Source organism: Novosphingobium sp. ST904 (genome assembly GCF_001298105.1).
GTDB lineage: Bacteria > Pseudomonadota > Alphaproteobacteria > Sphingomonadales > Sphingomonadaceae > Novosphingobium.
In genome coordinates, this window is the sequence record NZ_LGJH01000151.1 from 16,403 (window position 1) to 32,259 (window position 15,857).

Consider the following 15,857-nt stretch of genomic DNA (forward strand, 5'->3'; position numbering starts at 1 on the left):
CTGATTATGCCGTCGGCCCGGAGCAAGATTCGGAACAACACAGGGCCCTTCCCATGCTGACCGTCCACGAAGTCATCCCCCACGGTCACTGGACCGGCGAGGCCGCCGACCGCATCACGCTGGACCATGACGCGCGCCACCGCCGCCGCTGGTACTATACCGCAGACAACGGCACCGCCTTCCTGCTCGACCTGCCGCGCGCGCAAGTGCTGGGCCACGGCGATGCGCTGCAGCTCTCGGACGGGCGGCTGGTGGAAGTGCTCGCCGCGCCCGAGGCACTGGTGGAAGTGACGGCGGACAGCGCGGCAACGATGATCCGGCTCGCCTGGCATATCGGCAACCGCCACTTGCCCGCCGAACTCCACCCCCACGCCATCCGCTTGCGCGACGATCACGTCATCAACGCCATGCTCGAAGGGCTGGGCGCCACGGTGACCAGGCTGGAAGCCGCCTTCACGCCCGAGGGCGGCGCCTATTCCGGCCACGGCCATGCCCACGGACATGACCATTCGCACGGGCACGACCATTCGCAAGGCCATGGGCATCACGACCACGGCCACCACCATGACCATGACCACGATCATGACGGCCCCTGCTCCCATGCTCACTGACGGGGCGCTGCACCGGCTGCTCGCATGGACTTCCCCGTCCTATCCGGTCGGCAGCTTCACTTACAGCCACGGCCTCGAAACCGCCGTGGAGGATGGCCGGGTGCGCAGCGCCATGGACGTGGTCGCCTATGTCGAAGCGGTGCTGGCGCGCGGCGGCGGCTGGGTGGATGCCGTCCTTTTCGTGCACGCCTGGAAAGCGGCCGGCGATGACGCCGCCTTCGACGACATCTCCGAACTCGCCGCCGCCTTCCGGGGCAGCAGCGAAACCGCGCTGGAGGCCCGCCAGCAGGGCGCCTCGTTCCTTGCCGTCACCCGCAAGGCCTGGCCACACCCCGCGCTGGACGCTTTCTCGGCGCGCAACGGCGACTGGCCCGTCGCCCACTGTACGGTCATGGCGCTGGCCTGCGCGGCGCACGGCGTGCCGCTGGAAAGCGCACTCCACGCCCTGCTCCATTCCACCGCCGCCAACCTCGTTTCGGCAGGCGTGCGGCTGGTTCCGCTCGGCCAGACCGACGGGCAACATGCCATCGCCGCGCTTGCCCCGCTGATCGAACGGATCGCCGCCCGCGCCCTCGTCACGCCGCTGGAAGACCTCGGCACCGCCGCGCCGGACCTCGAACTGGCGTCGATCGCCCACGAAACCCTCTACACAAGGCTTTTCCGCTCATGAGCACTGCCCCAACCGCTTCAGGTCACGGTCCCCTGCGCGTCGGCATCGGCGGCCCGGTCGGCTCCGGCAAGACCGCGCTGACGGAACGCCTCTGCAAGGCCATGCGCGAGGGTTACAACATCGCGGCCATCACCAACGACATCTACACCCGCGAGGATGCCGAATTCCTCACCCGCTCCGGCGCGCTCGCCCCGGAGCGGATCATGGGCGTGGAAACCGGCGGTTGTCCGCACACCGCCATCCGCGAGGATGCCAGCATCAACCTCGTCGCCGTGGACGAGATGGCCAGGAAATTCCCCGGCCTCGAGGTGATCTTCATCGAAAGCGGCGGAGACAACCTGGCCGCCACCTTCAGCCCGGAACTGGCCGACATCACCATCTACGTGATCGACGTTTCCGCGGGCGACAAGATCCCGCGCAAGGGCGGCCCCGGCATCACCCGTTCGGACCTGCTGGTGATCAACAAGATCGACCTTGCCCCGCTGGTCGGCGCCGACCTGGGCGTGATGGACCGCGACGCCAGAAAGATGCGCGGCACGCGGCCCTTCCTGTTCTCCAACCTAAAGGACATGGTCGGGCTGGACGAAGTGGTCGACTTCATCGTCGCCAGCGGCGGCCTGCGCCCTCGCGAGCCCGCTCCCGTCACCGAAATCGGGTGATGAAGCAGCCCGACTACGTCCTGAAAGACAAGCGGCTCTACAACAAGTGGGTCGCGACGCAGACGCTTGAAGACTATGCCCTGCGCTTCACCGCCGATGCGGCGCGGCGCTGGGCGCCGCGCACGGTGGCGGGCACCGCCATCGGCGCCACCGCCTTCCTCGCCTGCGAGGCGATCGGCGCCTCGATCACGCTGACTTACGGTTTCGCCAACAGCGTGGCCGCCATCGCGGCGGGCATGGCGCTGATGTTCGTTCTGGGCCTGCCCATCGCCTACCAGTCCGCCCGGCGGGGGCTGGACATCGACCTGCTGACGCGCGGCGCGGGCTTCGGCTATCTCGGCTCGACGATCACCTCGCTGGTCTATGCCTCCTTCACCTTCCTGCTGTTCTCGGTGGAGGCGACGATCATGGCGGTCGCCCTGCGCGCGATGACCGGGATGCCGATGAGCGTGGCCTACCTGATCTGCGCGCTCGTGGTGATCCCCATCGCCTTCTACGGGATGAGCGCGATCACCCGGTTCCAGGCCTGGACGCAATACCTCTGGATCGTCCTGCAAGTCGCGCCGATCGTCTACATCGTGTGGTCCGGTCCTGCGGCGCTGGCCGAATGGTCGCACTATTCCGGCAGGTTCGGGCTGGCGGACGGTAGCGTAACCCTGCTTCACTTCGGGCTCGCACTTTCCACCCTGCTTTCGCTGCTGCCGCAGATCGGCGAACAGGCGGACTACTTGCGCTTCCTTCCGCCGGAAGCGAAGATCGGCCGCACCCGCTGGTGGACCGCGATGCTGATCGGCGGGCCCGGCTGGACCCTGTTCGGCGGCACCAAGCTGCTGCTGGGCTCCTACCTCGCCTGGTTCGTCACCAGCCGCCACCTCATGGCGGACGATCCGTCCAGCCCCACTGCGATGTTTCATGCGATCTTCACGCAGATGACCGGCTGGCCCGCGCTCTCGCTGGTGCTGACGGGCCTGTTCGTGGTGGTGTGCCAGCTCAAGATCAACGTGACCAATGCCTATGCCGGCTCGATCGCGTGGTCCAACTTCTTCTCGCGCCTCACGCACAGCCACCCCGGCCGCATCGTCTGGATGGTGTTCAACGTGCTGCTGGCGCTGCTGCTGATGGAAATCGGCATCTTCACCGTGATCGAGCAGATCCTGATCCTTTACGCCACGGTAGCCGCCGCATGGATCGGCGCGCTGGCGGCGGATCTCATGATCTCCAAGCCGCTGCGCCTCTCGCCGCGCGGGATCGAGTTCAAGCGCGCCCACCTGAACGACCTGAACCCGGTGGGTCTCGGCGCCATGGCCCTGTCGATCGCGGTGGCGACATGCGCGCATTTCGACCTGCTCGGCCCGCTGGCACAGGCGTTCGCGCCGGTGATCGGGCTGGCCGTGGCTTTCACCGCCGCACCGGTGATCGCGCTTGCCACGCAAGGCCGCTACTACATCGCCCGCCGCACCCGCTGGTCGCCCGGCCAGACCGACGCCACTTGCGTGATCTGCGAGAACCGCTTCGAACTCAATGATATGGCGCACTGCCCCATGTATGCGGCGCCGATCTGTTCGCTTTGCTGCACCCTCGAAGCCCGCTGCCACGACCGCTGCAAGCGCGACAGCCGCGCGACACAGCAGCTTGCCCGCTGGCTGGAGCGGCTGGTCCCGCGCCGCGCGGCCCGCTTCGTGCATACGCCGGTGGGGCACTTCGTATTCGTGATGGCGGCGATCGTCTCGGTGATCGGGGTGATCGTCGGCACGCTTTCCTGGCAGATCGAGCTGACCTCGCCCAATGCCGCCGCCCGTTTCTCCTCGGTGCTGATCGGCCTGTTCCTGCTGCTTTCGCTGTGCGGCGGGGTGATCGCGTGGATCATCGTGCTGGTCCACCACTCGCGCCGCTCGGCGATGCAGGAAAGCGAACACCACGTGACCCTGCTGATGAACGAGATCGAGGCGCACAACCGCACCGAAAAGGAGCTCCAGGCCGCCAAGGAAGCGGCCGAGGCCGCGAATTCGGCAAAAAGCCGCTACCTCGTCAGCGTCAGCCACGAAATCCGCTCGCCGCTCAACTCCATCTACGGCTACTCGCAGCTCCTGGAGCGCGGGCATGACGTGACCCCGGTGGAAGCGGCCAAGGTGATCCGCCGCAGCTCAGAACACCTCACCAACCTCGTAGAGGGCCTGCTGGACATATCGCAGGTCGAAAGCGGCGTGCTGCGCATTTCCAGCGAGACGGTGCGCTTCCCCTCCTTCGTGGACCAGATCGCCAACATGTTCCGCCCGCAGGCGCAGGCCAAGGGGATCGCCTTCCATTTCGAGCGCCCCGAACGCCTGCCCGGCTTCGTGCGGACCGACCAGAAACGCCTGCGCCAGATCCTCATCAACCTGCTGTCCAACGCGATCAAGTTCACGCCGGCAGGCTCGGTTACGTTCCGCGTCCAGTACCGCAGCGAAATGGCGACGTTCGAGGTGGTCGACACCGGCATCGGCATCTCGCCCGAAGACCTCGCCAAGGTCTTCGAACCGTTCGAGCGCGGCGGCAATCCCGATGCCCAGCGCCAGAAGGGGGTGGGCCTTGGCCTTGCGATCACGCAGGCGCTGGTTCGCATCCTCGGCGGCGATCTTGCGGTGGTGAGCGAGCCGGGGCAGGGAACGCGCTTCACCGTCCGGCTGATGCTGGGTCAGGTCGCCGGGCCAAAGCAGGATGTCGAGGAAGTGGACCGGGTCGCCGGCTACGAGGGCGAACGCCGCAAGGTGCTGGTGATCGACGACGATCCCGCCCAGATCGGCATGGTCCGCAGCCTGCTGGAACCGCTGGACTTCACCGTGCTCGATGCATCGAACGGCACACGGGGCCATGCCCTCGCGCTGGCCGAGCGGCCCGACATCGTCCTGCTCGACATCTCGATGCCCGGCGAATCCGGCTGGGACATCTGCGCACGCCTGCGCGAAACGCTCGGCAAAGACGTGAAGATCGTGATGGTCTCGGCCAATGCCCACAAATTCAGCCGCGGCGGCGATGGACTGGCCAGCCACGACATGTTCCTCAAGAAGCCGGTCGAACTCGACGCCATGCTGGATGTCGTGGCGGAACAGCTCTCGATCCGCTGGATCGGCGAGAAGCCCGAAGCCATGCGCCCGCCCGCCATCGATCCGGGCATTGCGCCGCTGCCCGCCGCCGCCGCGCCGCTCCTGGCCGAGATCGAACAGAAGGCGCTGATCGGCCATGTTCGCGGGATCGAAGCCGCCATCCGCACGCTGGAACGCGAAGTTCCCGAAGCCGCCCCGCTCGTCGCGCAACTGGTGGATCACCTCGACCGCTTCGACATACAGATGCTCCTCAAAGACCGCCAGAGCCCACACATGATGACCCGCAAGCCATGACCGCCCATACCGACACCGTGCTCGTCGTTGACGACACGCAGGAATCGCTCCGTTTCCTGACCGACACGCTGGAATCCTCCGGGATATCGGTGCTGGTGGCGACGAGCGGCGAGGCGGCGCTGCAATTGCTCGACCATGTCGTGCCCGACCTCGTGCTGATGGACGCGGTGATGCCCGGACTGGACGGCTTCGAGACCACCCGCGCGATCAAGGCGCTGCCGGCACGCGCGCATGTGCCGGTGATCTTCATGACCGGGCTCACCGAAAGCGAGCACGTCGTCCACGCGCTCGATTCAGGCGGGGTCGATTACTTGCGCAAGCCCATCGTCGTGGACGAGCTGCTGGCGCGGGTGCGCGTCCACATGGCCAATGCGCGCATCGCGCACGGCAGCCATTTCGCGCTCGACGCCACCGGGCGCAGTCTCATCGCGGTGCAGGCCGAAGGCCGGATGGGCTGGTGCACGCCCACGGCCGAAAAGCTGCTCCAGACTTTCGCGCCCGACTGGTCGCGCCATGGCGGGGAACTGCCGCCGCTGCTGCTGCCCCCGTTCATGCGCCTGTTCCAGGACAGTGCAGCGCCGGGCACCACCACCAAGCTCGACCTCGAAGGCGGACGCTCGCTCGAAACGGTGGTGGTCGGCCGCTCGCGTCCCGGCGAACTGCTGGTGCGCGTCAACCTGATCGACCCGCAGGCCGATATCACCTGTTTGCAGGAACACTTCCGCCTCACCCAGCGCGAGGCCGAAGTGCTGCTGTGGATCAGCTACGGCAAGCCCAACCGCGTCATCAGCGAAATCCTGGCGATCAGCCCGCGCACGGTGAACAAGCACCTTGAACAGGTCTTCGAGAAACTGGGCGTGGAAACCCGCGCCGCCGCCGCGGCTTTCGCGGTGCGGGTGATTTCGCAGTAATGGCGGCCAGCGCAGGTTAGGCCAACCTGCGCGGGCCGGTTTTCCTCAGGCCAGCCGTTCCCGCCACTCGTCAGGCGCATCGGGATAAGCCGCCAGGACCGGCCCCAGCGCGGAAACGAGATCACCCAGCCACGGTTCGAAGCGCTTCCAGTGCTCCACCGCATCGGTGAATATCGGCTGGCGCACCTGTTCCGAACTCGCGGTGCGGACCGCTCGCTCGGTCTGCCAGAAGGCAAGGCAGGCGTCCTCGAACGGCAGGCCGAGATGGCCGAGCAGCCGCGCCACCTCGCCCGGCGTATCGGCCACCATGCGCTCATAGATCACGCGGTGCACCGCCCCCGGCGCCGCCTGTTCGAATGCCGCCATCTGCGCCATGTAGTCTCGGTAATAAGCGCCGATCCCGGCGAGATCGTACGTGAAGTCCTGCCCGCGCGCGAAATGCTGCTTCCAGCCGGAGAAGCAGCAGCCCAGCGGATGGCGCCGCGCATCCACGATCCGCGCATTCGGCAGGATCAGGCGGATCAGGCCAAGGTGCTGCCAGTTGTTGGGCATCTTGTCGATGAAGTGCGGCTTGCCGCTCTGCCGGTGCGCGCGGGTGCGCTCGATATACTCTTCTCCCAGCCGCGTACGGTCGGCCGGGGAGAGCGAGGCCATCAGCGCGCCGTAGTCGGCGAATTCGCCCTCCTCGATCCGCGATTCGAGCGCGCGGCGATCATCATCAGATCGGGCAGCTCCATCGTCCCCTCGACCATCGAATGACTGGCGAGAATCTGCTCCACCAAGGTCGATCCGGCGCGCGGCAGGCCCACCACGAAGATCGGATCGGCAGCAAGGCAGCCGCCTTCGCCGCGCCCCGCCAGAAACGGCGCGGTGAAGGTCGCCGCATGATCGCGGGCATGGCGATGCGCCTCCGCAGCGCCGAACGGTTCGCGCGCGGCGCGAAGGCGGTTGCCCGTCTCGTAGTGGCCGAAAGCCTCGGCATCGGCGCCCGCATCCTCCAGCGCCTTGCCGAGCGCGAAGTGCAGGTGCACCGCATCCTCGCCCTGCGCCTGTTCGCCTTCGAGACCGGCCAGCGCCGCGCGCATCGCTGCCAGGTCTTCGGCGCCGAGGCGCACGGTCTTGAGGTTGGCCAGGCTCCACCACGCCTCGCCCAGCGACGGCGCCAGCCGGCCCGCGCGGCGATAGGCGGCAATGGCATCGTCGCGCCGGCCGATCGTCTTGCAGACATGGCCGAGGTTCATCCAGATCCGCGGCTGGTCTTCGCGCCGTTCGAGCAGCGCTTCGTAGATCGCCTTGGCCCCATGCTGCTCCCCCGTCCGCACGAGGAACGAGGCCTTGAGCATGGCATGGGCAGGGCTGAGGGGATTGCGCGCGATCAGTTCGTCAGCCTGGGCGAGCGCTTCGGGAAGGCGGTTCGCCTGGCCTAACACGCGGGCCAGAAGGTCGCGCGCGGCCTCGAAACCCGGGGCCAGCGATATCGCCCGCTCCAGCAAGGCTACCGCATCATCCAGCCGCCCGATCCGCCATGCCAGTTCGCCCATCATGCGAATCGCGGCAGCATTTTCGGGATCGCGGCGCAGGAAATCGTGCAGCAGCTTCTGCGCCGCTTCGAAATGCCCTTCGCCCAGCGCCAGCGCGGCCTTGACCAGATCGGGGTCGCGCGTTGCCGCCCTGACCGCGACAAGGTCCGCCTGGCCGGCCTCCGCCTCGCGCGTCCGCCCGGATCCCTGATCGCGAAGCGCCGCCGCCAGTCCGCTCCATGCCGCGCAGAGATCGGGACGCAGGTCACCGGCACGGCGGAACGCTGCTTCGGCCTGAACCGGTTCGCCAAGTTCGCGGCATACCTGCCCCAGTTCCAGAAACACCAGCGCCGCGCGCGGCTGGGTCGCCGCAAGATCGCCGAGAATCGCCCTTGCCGCGCGCCCCTTCCCCATCCGCCGCAAGGCCCGCGCCTCCACCAGCCGCGCCTGCGGATGACCGGGCAGCGCGCGCAGGATTTCCAGCGCCTGGGCATGCGCGATGTCGGGCCTTTCGGCCAGCAATCCGGCCGCATGGGACAAGGCCGTTTCAAGCGTTCCGGTGGCCGGTACTTGGGCGGGAGCGACGGGGGAGTGAGCCATGAAACTCCTATGTGCAACTGCGAAACAGATCTAGGACATATGTTCAGGCTCGTCGAGTCCCGCAACGCGCAAACTGGAAAGTTCGCGCAGGAACCTGAAAGATAAGATCACATTTTAGCGCCTTGACAGCAGAAAAATGACTGTCACTATCCAATTTAGGACGGGTGTTCGGAATGCTGCGATTGCGAAGCATTCCCTTTTATCTCTGGTAATTCGGCGTCGGCGAAGTCTTGTCGGCGAACCCGGAAGGCGTTGCTTCCGGGACAGGAGGAGGTTGCCTTCGCCAGACCCAAAGGGCGCGAAGGCGGTGCACGGCGACCCGCCGGCAAGGTGGGAGCTTTCGGGCCGGGAGAGGGCACGAAACGACAATTTGGGGGTCCATGACATGCACTTGACTACGCGGCATCGTCGCGCCGGTGAACTATGCCTGCTGGCGACGACGATACTCACACCCTTCGCGCTTCCGGCCACGGCCATGGCGCAAGAGGCCGGCGCGCCTCAAGCCTCGGAACAAACCACGGCGCCGTCGTCGGGCCTCACCGATATCGTCGTCACCGCCACGCGCACCTCGGAAAGCGTCCAGCGCGTACCGATCAGCATACAGGCGCTCGCGCCCGAAAAGCTCGACCAGCGGCAGGTCGCCAACTTCGCCGACTATGCCAATATCCTGCCTTCCGTCAGCTTCGCGACATTGGGCCCCGGCCGCAGCGAACCGTTCTTCCGCGGCATTTCGGTCTCGGGTGGGGCACTGCCGACAGTGGGCGTCTATCTCGATGAAATCCCGCTGACCACCGCAGGCCGCATGCCGGACCTGCACATCTACGATATCGAGCGCATCGAGGCGCTTTCCGGTCCGCAAGGCACGCTGTTCGGCGCCAGTTCGCTGGCCGGCACCCTGCGCATCATCACCCAGAAACCCAAGCTCGGCGAGTTCGAGGCCGGTTACGATGCGCAGATCAACAAGTACGGCGCAGGCGATCCGGGCGCGCAGCTCGAAGGTTTCATGAACCTGCCGGTGACCGAAAACGTCGCGATCCGCCTGATGGGCTACTACCGCCACGATGGCGGCTACATCGACAACACGCCCGGCTCCTACAATTTCAAGCTGGGCGACGACGATCCCGACACCAATTACCTCCTGACCAACGACGATCTGGTCAAGAAGAACTACAACCCCGTAACCGACTGGGGCGGCCGCGCACCGTTTCGGTGGATCTGGGTGACGACTGGCTGATCATGCCGTCGATCACGTACCAGAACCTCAACGCCAAGGGCTCGTTCAACTACGATCCCGACGTCGGCGACCTCAAGGTCCACGATTATTCGGAAACCTACAACAAGGACAAGTGGTACCAGGCCGCGCTGACCATCCAGGGCCATCTGGGCGACTTCGACCTCGTATCGTCGACCGGCTACTTCAAGCGCCGGATCAAGAACGCCAACGACTACACCTACTACTCGGTCACTTACGACAACTTCGGGCCGGGCTACGAATCCTACCTTCAGTTCAAGGATCCCGACGGAAACTTCCAGAACCCGGCGCAGGCCTATTTCGGCAATCAGCGCCAGAGCAAGTTCACGCAGGAACTGCGGCTTTCCGTGCCGAAGTCCTGGCCCTTCACCCTGACTGCCGGCGCCTTCTACCAGTACCAGAAGCAGAAGACCGACAGCGATTACTACATCAGGGATCTGGGCTATCTCTCGACCCTGCCGATCAACGCCGGGTCCAGCCACGCGGTGAAGCGCGATGCCTTCTACCTCGTGGAAACCAACACGGTGTACAAGGACTTCGCCCTCTTCGCCGAAGGCACTTACGAGATCGTGCCCAATCTCAAGGTGACGGGCGGCATCCGCTACTTCGACACCAAGAACAGCAACTACGGCTTCGGCGGCGTCGAAGCCAGCGCCCGGTCCAGCCGCGCCTACAATACGCTTACCGGCGAACAGGGCTGCGACGTGCCGCTGCCCGACGAACGGCTGACCTGCATCAACACCGACATCAAGTATTCGGAAAAAGGCGAGACTCACAAGCTCAGCCTCGCCTGGCAGGCAACGCCGGACAAGATGCTCTACGCGACCTACTCCACCGGGTTCCGCCCCGGCGGCGGCAACCGTATCGCCCCGACCCAGCCCTACAAGGCCGATACCCTGACCAACTGGGAAATGGGCTTCAAGACCACCTGGGGCAACAACTTCCGCCTCAACGGCGCGGTCTACTACGAACAGTGGAAGGGCGTGCAGTACCTGGTCGTGCCGTTCGGCTTCCAGGGCGCGGGCCTTCGCCTCAATGCCGGCGATGCCAGGGTCTACGGCGTGGAAATGGACGCCGAATGGAAGATCGGCGATCTCATGCTGAGCGCCGCCGGCGCCTACAACGATGCGGCGCTGGCGGAGAATTTCTGCAAGATCACCCGCGATTCTCCCACCTCGGACTATTACCAGCTCGCTTCCTGCCCCGATGTCGGCCAGCAGGCCGCCGCCAAGGGCACCCGCCTGCCGCGCCAGCCCAAGTTCAAGACCAACGCCACCGCGCGCTACAGCTTCATGGTCTCGGATTTCGACGCGTTCGTGCAGGCCGCAGCCTTCTACCAGACCTCCAGCACCTCGGACCTCGACACGTACAACAACAGCCTGCTCGGCAACACCAAGGGGTTCGAGAGCTTCGATTTCTCGGCAGGCTTCAAGAAGGACAACTGGTCGGTGGAAGCCTTCATCCAGAACGCCTTCGACAAGCGCGGGGCACTGAGCAAGAACACCTTCTGCTCGATCGCCTACTGCTCGGACTCGTCGCGAACCTACCCGATCAAGCCAAGGTTCCTCGGGCTGAAGTTCGGCCAGCGGTTCTGACGGTCTCTCACCAACCCACCTTGTCGCCCGCCACGGTTCATCCGTGGCGGGCCTTTTTTTTTGGGAAGAACGCGGGTCAGGGGAAAATGCGGCGATGCGCCAGACCGCTCTATGTGGCCTGCGCCAGTTCGAACAGCATTTCGGCCCCGCCTTCCTCACAGGCCAGCGCGGCAAAGCCGGTGACCTGGGCAACGGCGAAGCTGATGCCGTAAAGGTTTCGCCGATGTGGCACTCCGGGGATCGCCCGGGGGTAGCCCGAGGCGAGCAGCACCGGGCCATCCCCGCGCCGCGCCAGACCAAGCCGTGCGCGCGGCAGTCCCAGTCCAGTTCCACGCCGATCACGCCCTGAAGCATTCCCGGCAGGCACGGCACGCCGCCGGCTTCGCGCGCGGCGATCACCGATGCGCCCGCAGCGCGGGCCTCGGCCACGGCGGCGGCGAACACCGGCTCATGCGCGGGATTGGTCGAGCCGAGGCTGAGGTTGATGAGATCGACCCGCTGTGCAGCCGACCAGCGGATCGCGGCGACGAGCGCTGCGGCGCTGGTTTTCAACCCCTCGCGAAAGACGCGTACCGGCAGGCACATGGCCTCGGGCGCCTTTTCGAGGATCGCGGCCGTGACGGCGGTGCCGTGGCCGAGACGGTCAAGCACGGCGTCCGGGCCGGTGTCGAGGCTGCCGTCGGCAAGCACGGCCACGCCCGGCGCGATACGGGCGGCGTCGATATGGTCGTGCCCCGGATGGACCCCGCTGTCGATCACCGCAATGCGCACGCCCCCGCCGGTGCGGCCCGGAAACAGCGGCGGCATCGCCCGGTCGGGATCGGGCGCGGTCATGCCGCCTCGCGCTGGTGCGTGCTCACCCGGCCCTCCGCGATCGTCACCACCACGTCCGCCATTTCGGCGAGCAGCGGCTTGTGCGTGATGGCGATGATCGTCGCTTCGGGCAAAGCCTCCCGCAGCAATGCCGCGACCTGCCGCTCGGTCTCGCTGTCCAGCGCCGAAGTCGGCTCGTCGAGGATCAGCACATCGGGCTTGCGCAGCAAGGCGCGGGCGATGGCCACGCGCTGGCGCTCTCCCGCCGAAAGGGCAAGGCCGCGCTCCCCGGTGCGGGTTTCGAGGCCCAGCGGCAGCCGCGCGACAAGCGCGTCGAGACCGGCCAGTCGCACCGCTTCCGCAATCTCGCCCGCGCTCGCCTGCGGCCGCGCGAAAGCGACATTGGCGGCGATGGTGTCGTTGAACATGGTGGGAGACTGGTCGACCAGGATCACCTCGCGCCGCAAGTCGGCCAGCGCCAGATCGCGCATGTCGTGCCCGTCCACGGTGACGCGGCCGGAATCGGGATCGAGATAGCGCACCATGAGGTCCGCCATGGTCGACTTGCCGACACCGCTCGGCCCGAGGATCGCGCAGAAGGCGCCGCGCGGGAAAGTCACGTCCACGCCCGCCAGCACCGGGCGGCCGGCATGGGCGAAGGAGACGTTCTCGAAGCGGATGCCCTCCAGCACGCGTGCCAGCGGCAGCGGGTCGGCGCGCTCGGTCACTTCGGGCGGCGTGTCGAACAGCTCGAAGATGCGCGCCAGCGAGACGCGCGCCGAACTGAGGCCGGAAACCAGCCCCATCATCACCTGGATCGGCGCGAAAAGGCGCATCTGGTACGTCATGAAGGCCACCAGCGTGCCGATCGTCATCGTGCCGTCGATGATCCGCGCGCCGCCGTAGATGATGACGGCCGATGTCGTCACCGTCAGCAGCGTGCCGGGCACCGCGCCGGTCATGAATGAGGCGACCTGCATCCGCAGCATGGCGCGCACGAAGGCGTTGTTGCGCGTGGCGAAGCGGCTAACCTCATGCTCCCCGGCGCCGAGCGAGGCGATCACGCGCATCCCCATCACCGTGTCCACCAGCAGGCTGCCCAGATCCGCTCCGCGCTCGCGCATGTCGCGGGTGAGATCGTTGAGGCGGCGCTGATAGTGGCGGAAGGTCAGGACGCAGGCCGGGATCAGTACCACGCTGACCAGGAACAGCTTCCAGTCCAGCCACAGCATGATAGCCACGCTGCCCGCCAGCATCAGCGCATTGCTCAGCACCGAAAGCATGGTGTCGGCGGTGACGCGCTGGATATCGCTGACATCGCTGTTGAGGCGCGACATCAGGTCGCCCAGCCGGAACGATCCGTAGAAGCGCGGCGACAGCGTCTGCAGATGGCGCAGCAGCGCGGCGCGGATATCGAACAGCATCGCCGCCGAAGTGCCGACATAGCGGTAGCTGGCAAGGATATTGAGCGCGAAACCCGCCATCGAAACCGCCACCATGACCGCCGCGATGGTCAGCAGCGCGCGCATGTCGCTCTTGAGCAGGGCCTGGTCGATCATCAGCTTGGAAAGATAGGGCTGCGCAAGGTTCATCGCCGTCGCCACGAGACTGATGACCAGCACGGTGAGCAAGGGCCGCCAGTATGGCGCCAGGAAGGGGCGCAAGCGCCGGTAGGTGCTCCAGTCCGCGATCTTGGGCGGCTCTGTTGGAATGGGGGCGTTCAGGTCACGGTCTCCCGGGGGACGAGGCGGAGGCCCCGCAATTCGTAGCGCGGCTCCGGCAGGCGGGAGAGCGCGGCGGTGCACCATTCGAAGCCTTCCGCCAGCGCGGCGAGCTGGGCCTGCCACCAGGCCCCCTTCCCGCCCGTGGCGTAAAACTGCGCGCAGAGCTTGAGGTGGCGCCGCATCGCGGCCAGCAGCATGGAGTGATAATGCGTGGCAAGCGCCTGTGCATCCTCGCCCTCGGCCAGGGCCTGCACCACGGCGGCGGCAAGAACGGCCTCGCGCACGGCCTGCGCGGTGCCATCTCCGCAGATCGGGTCGAAGGCGATGGCGCCGTACCGCAAGCGAGCCAGCCCGGCGCGGCAAGGCATTCCAGCATGCCGGGCGCGGTTTCGAAGCTGGCGCCGGACAGCCGCGACAGTTCGACCCGCGCACCCAGATGGCGGCTTTGCGGCAGCAGTTCGTCGGGCGATCCGCCGATGGCAAGCAGCCAGCCGGTCGTGTCGCTGACCGGGATCAGGAACAGCCACCCGGTATCGAGCGATTCCACCCGGCAGGCATCGCCGTCTTCCTCGCGCAGCAACCGCACTTGCGCCGCGCCGGATGGCCGCGAACCGAACCGGCGCATGTTTCCCGAGGGAAAGGCATGGCCGCGTGAATGAAAAAATCACTGTATATATTTGATTTATTTATATTATCTATCTCAAGACACTGATCCAGATCACCTTCGTCCAGCACGATCGCGCCGTGATCGAGCGTGGCGGGCTCCTGCCCGCCCCATGCCACTACGCGGCGCTGCACGCGGCGCTTGCCGGCCAGCAGTTCCGGATCGCCAAGACAGTCGCGCATCAGGGACAGCGCCGGATCGCTCAGCATCACCGCCGGGCCGGAAGGACGCGGCGCATCGTCCAGCGTCCAGTCCAGCCCTTGCGCGCCGAGCAGGCGCGCCGTGCAGCGCGCCGCGATCCCGCGCCCCCGGATCGCGGCCGTCATGCTGCGGCCCGGCTCATCACGGTGTGGTGAGGATGCCCGCCATGGTGATGTCGTTGCCAAGCGCCCAGTCCTGTTCATGCTTGAGCGTCGCCGCGTCGAAGACCGAAATCTCGAAGCCCGCGCCATAGATGTAGAGCTTCTTCCCATCGCGCGACATGCCGAAGTAATAGCGCGAACGGCAGGGAAACTCCGACTTTTCCAGTGCGGTGTTGGTGGTGAGGTCGAAGTGCCAGAACTCGCAGCGCTTGGCCCCCAGCTTGCCGGTTTCGGCCACGGTATAGCCCTGCTTGCCATCCGGCGTGACCTGCAGGCCCGACATCGAATCGCGCCGGACCGATCGGCGTGAACTTGAACTCGCGCGAGGTCAGGTCGAAGCGGGCGATGCCGAAGACCTTGTTGTGGATGTAGGGATCGGCGGCGTTGAACACCGAGACATAGGCATTGGGATCGTGCAGCGTTTCCAGCGTGCCGCCCATGCTGACATCGCGCATGCCGGGATCTTCCGGCTTGGCGAGGTCGATGCGGTCCGCCACCTTGAGCGTGGCGGTGTCGATCACCCGGATCTTCTTGTCGAAGACGTAGAGCGTCTTGCCGTCAGGCGCGATGGCAAGGCGCGTGCGATAGCCCGGCCCCTCGTCTTCCTTGTCGATATCGACGGCGCGGGCGATCTTCTGGGTCTTGAGGTCGATCACCACGTATTGCGGCTTGCTGACGCGGTAGAGATCGATCTCCTTGTCGTAGTGCTGGGCCACCGTGTAGAACCAGCGCCCCGTGGGATCGGCCACGCCGCCGGTGAAACGATAGCGCGTGGTCGGGGTGTTGAGGCTGAACTTGTTCACCACCTTGCGCGAGGCGGCATCCAGAACCTCGATCCCCGATGTCGTCAGCGTGGTGACGTAGATCTTCGAACGATCCGCCGAAAGCTGGATGTTGTCCGGCAGCCCGGTTTCCAGCGTGACCTTCTGGACGACCTTGCCGCTGGCATCGTCAACGAACTGGATCTGGTCGGGATAGCCGCCCAGCACGATGGTGCCGGCCTGCGAAGGTATTGCGGCGAATGCGAGAGCCGAGGCAAGCCCGGCAAGGCCGAGGCGAAGGGTCTTCATGCGGGCGTTCCCAGAATGCGAGCGACGGG

The 15,857-nt window shown here is 66.3% G+C and carries 13 protein-coding genes and 2 pseudogenes; 9 read left to right on the forward strand and 6 right to left on the reverse strand.

Annotated elements, in window-relative coordinates; translation table 11 throughout:
• Positions 1 to 53: 53 nt before the first annotated feature.
• From ureE to ADT71_RS16530, 5 genes are read left to right on the forward strand one after another with little or no spacing between them, the layout of a single operon-like run.
• Positions 54 to 611 carry an urease accessory protein UreE gene (gene ureE, locus ADT71_RS16510; RefSeq protein WP_054438570.1) on the forward strand — a complete coding sequence of 186 codons (558 nt, stop codon included), beginning with the start codon at positions 54 to 56 and terminating at the stop codon, positions 609 to 611.
• Positions 502 to 1,281 carry an urease accessory protein UreF gene (locus ADT71_RS16515; RefSeq protein WP_231635945.1) on the forward strand — a complete coding sequence of 260 codons (780 nt, stop codon included), beginning with the start codon at positions 502 to 504 and terminating at the stop codon, positions 1,279 to 1,281. The genes ureE and ADT71_RS16515 overlap by 110 nt, the downstream gene beginning before the upstream one ends.
• Positions 1,278 to 1,940 carry an urease accessory protein UreG gene (gene ureG / locus ADT71_RS16520; RefSeq protein WP_054438575.1) on the forward strand — a complete coding sequence of 221 codons (663 nt, stop codon included), beginning with the start codon at positions 1,278 to 1,280 and terminating at the stop codon, positions 1,938 to 1,940. Before ADT71_RS16515 ends, ureG begins: the two co-directional genes overlap by 4 nt.
• A complete protein-coding gene (locus tag ADT71_RS16525) occupies positions 1,940 to 5,317 on the forward strand; it encodes an ATP-binding protein (protein ID WP_054438577.1) in 3,378 nt (1,125 codons plus the stop codon). Before ureG ends, ADT71_RS16525 begins: the two co-directional genes overlap by 1 nt.
• A complete protein-coding gene (locus ADT71_RS16530) occupies positions 5,314 to 6,228 on the forward strand; it encodes a DNA-binding response regulator (protein ID WP_054438579.1) in 915 nt (304 codons plus the stop codon). Before ADT71_RS16525 ends, ADT71_RS16530 begins: the two co-directional genes overlap by 4 nt.
• A 45-nt stretch (positions 6,229 to 6,273) precedes the next feature.
• Here ADT71_RS16530 and ADT71_RS16535 read toward each other — a convergent pair.
• A pseudogene (locus ADT71_RS16535) lies at positions 6,274 to 8,348 on the reverse strand (sulfotransferase).
• Positions 8,349 to 8,739: 391 nt separating this feature from the next.
• Between ADT71_RS16535 and ADT71_RS33825 the strand changes: the two are divergent.
• Both ADT71_RS33825 and ADT71_RS16540 read left to right on the forward strand, forming a co-directional pair.
• Entirely contained in the window at positions 8,740 to 9,582 is an 843-nt protein-coding gene (locus ADT71_RS33825; RefSeq protein ID WP_231635946.1) for a TonB-dependent receptor plug domain-containing protein, read from the forward strand.
• Entirely contained in the window at positions 9,558 to 11,195 is a 1,638-nt protein-coding gene (locus tag ADT71_RS16540) for a TonB-dependent receptor (RefSeq protein ID WP_231635947.1), read from the forward strand. The genes ADT71_RS33825 and ADT71_RS16540 overlap by 25 nt, the downstream gene beginning before the upstream one ends.
• Positions 11,196 to 11,304: 109 nt before the next feature.
• Here ADT71_RS16540 and ADT71_RS33830 read toward each other — a convergent pair whose 3' ends face one another.
• The 4 genes and pseudogenes from ADT71_RS33830 to ADT71_RS16555 form a co-directional block, all read right to left on the reverse strand.
• Complete coding sequence (locus ADT71_RS33830) at positions 11,305 to 11,466, reverse strand: hypothetical protein (protein ID WP_231635948.1); 162 nt, start codon at positions 11,464 to 11,466, stop codon at positions 11,305 to 11,307.
• Positions 11,467 to 11,642: 176 nt separating this feature from the next.
• Positions 11,643 to 12,029 (reverse strand): annotated as a pseudogene (locus ADT71_RS33835) (S8 family serine peptidase); the annotation flags it as partial.
• A complete protein-coding gene (locus tag ADT71_RS16550) occupies positions 12,026 to 13,816 on the reverse strand; it encodes an ABC transporter ATP-binding protein (RefSeq protein WP_132469658.1) in 1,791 nt (596 codons plus the stop codon). The pseudogene ADT71_RS33835 and the gene ADT71_RS16550, both read right to left, overlap by 4 nt.
• Positions 13,729 to 14,073, reverse strand: coding sequence for a hypothetical protein (locus ADT71_RS16555; RefSeq protein WP_156336632.1), 345 nt, complete (start codon positions 14,071 to 14,073; stop codon positions 13,729 to 13,731). Before ADT71_RS16555 ends, ADT71_RS16550 begins: the two co-directional genes overlap by 88 nt.
• 33 nt (positions 14,074 to 14,106) lie before the next feature.
• Between ADT71_RS16555 and ADT71_RS16560 the strand changes: the two genes are divergently transcribed.
• Together ADT71_RS16560 and ADT71_RS16565 are read left to right on the forward strand one after the other, a co-directional pair.
• Positions 14,107 to 14,391, forward strand: a complete 285-nt coding sequence (locus ADT71_RS16560) for a hypothetical protein (protein ID WP_054438583.1) — start codon at positions 14,107 to 14,109, stop codon at positions 14,389 to 14,391.
• Between the two features lie 85 nt (positions 14,392 to 14,476).
• Positions 14,477 to 14,752: a hypothetical protein gene (locus tag ADT71_RS16565; protein WP_054438585.1), complete on the forward strand. Its 276-nt coding sequence runs from the start codon at positions 14,477 to 14,479 to the stop codon at positions 14,750 to 14,752.
• A 44-nt stretch (positions 14,753 to 14,796) separates the two neighbouring features.
• Here the strand turns inward: ADT71_RS16565 and ADT71_RS16570 are convergent, their stop codons facing one another.
• Complete coding sequence (locus ADT71_RS16570) at positions 14,797 to 15,828, reverse strand: YncE family protein (RefSeq protein ID WP_231635950.1); 1,032 nt, start codon at positions 15,826 to 15,828, stop codon at positions 14,797 to 14,799.
• Between the last annotated feature and the right edge of the window lie 29 nt (positions 15,829 to 15,857).